Below are 1,515 nucleotides of genomic sequence, written 5' to 3'. Positions count from 1 at the left end.
CTATGCTTGACCCACAATGCTTCCAAAAAACTGGATGTTGAAAACATAGCTACCCAACGAAGGTTCTCTCCGTTATGATGGGGTAAACCCATTTCAAATGAGGCAGGGACATACGATGACGCTACGTACGGATACGGCTTCTTTAGCTACACCTGACTTTTCTTACTTTAAACGGATGAGCATGACCTGTGGACGCACAGTGAAGCGAATGATCACCACCATGACAACGCTGGCTCGCCGCCCTGGACTTTCCATCGCTGCAGCGAGTGAAAATAAAGCGGAAGCGAAGGCCATTTACCGTCTGTTGGGTCATCCGGATCTGAGCGAAGAAGTCATTGTGGATACGTATCACCAGGAGACCCTACGACAGATGAAAGCCAGCGGCGAGTCCGTGTTTTTGTGCGTGCAGGATACGACCGAGATTGACTTCGGCGCCCGTGAGAAGACCGTTGGTCTCGGCGAGTTCCGTTCATCCAAATCGAAGGGACTGCTCGTGCATTCGGCCTTGGTGCTGACAACGTCCGGCCTCCCTCAAGGGCTTCTGCATCAGAAAATCTGGGCGCGTGATCCGGCCTTAAAGGGCCAACGTGCCGTGAATCGCCCCTACGTTGAAAAAGAAAGCTATAAGTGGACGGAAACAGCCAAGGCCAGCATCCAGAACGTGCCGGAGACGACCCGTCTGATTCACATCGGCGACCGGGAAGCTGACTTCTTTGAGTTTCTTTATGGGCTGGAACAAGACGAGCAATCCTACGTGGTTCGTGCCTTGCAAAACCGCATCTCCGAAACAGATGGTCATCGGATGTGGGACAAAGTGTGTGCACAACCAGAAGCGCTTCGTATGGTCGTGTCCATTCCGCGGGATACCCGTCAAGAAACGCCTGCACGGGAAACGACACTTGCGATTCGCTATGAATCAGATACGGTGAAAGTGCCCAATCACTTGAAATATAAAGGAGAAGGCTACACGCCCCTCCGTTGTACCGTCATCCATGTCATCGAGGTGACCCCGCTGCCAGATCAGGAACCGATCGAATGGTTTCTACTAACAAACATACCGCTGTCAAGCGGAGAGGAAGCCTACGAGAAAGTGAGCTGGTACGTCAAACGCTGGCAGATCGAGCGGTTTCATTATATTTTGAAGAGCGGCTGTGGCGTTGAGAAGCTGCAGCAACACGATGCCGAAAAACTACGGAGGCTTATCTTGATGTATGCCATCATTGCCCTTTCGTTGCAGCGGTTGACCTACCTATCCCGACTAGATCCCACTGCGCCTTGCACACAGGTAATGAGCGAAGACGAATGGCAAGTGCTTTATCGCATCGCCAATCAAACCAAAACGCTTCCTGCCAAGCCGCCTACCCTTCATGAAGCGGTCTTGGCTTTGGCCAAACTTGGTGGCTTTTTGGGCCGAAAAAGCGATGGTAACCCTGGTGTGAAGGTACTTTGGCGTGGACTCCAAGTGTTCCAAAACGTCTTGAGCAGCTATCGCTTTTTACTGTAAATTTAAGGAAG

1 protein-coding gene is annotated in these 1,515 nt (G+C 51.6%); it reads left to right on the top strand.

Annotated features, from left to right (window positions below):
* Window positions 1-115: 115 nt before the first annotated feature.
* A complete protein-coding gene (locus tag A7K91_RS00060; RefSeq protein ID WP_211274486.1) occupies window positions 116-1,504 on the top strand; it encodes an IS4 family transposase in 1,389 nt (462 codons plus the stop codon).
* Window positions 1,505-1,515 lie beyond the last annotated feature (11 nt).

This window comes from Paenibacillus oryzae (assembly GCF_001675045.1).
Lineage (GTDB): Bacteria > Bacillota > Bacilli > Paenibacillales > Paenibacillaceae > Pristimantibacillus > Pristimantibacillus oryzae.
This window is presented reverse-complemented; position numbering and strand designations above follow the sequence as displayed.

Bases quoted from the DNA above. Each gene is read 5' to 3' on its own strand.
- A7K91_RS00060 (WP_211274486.1), top strand. From the start codon at position 116: ATGACGCTACGTACGGATACGGCTTCTTTAGCTACACCTGACTTTTCT.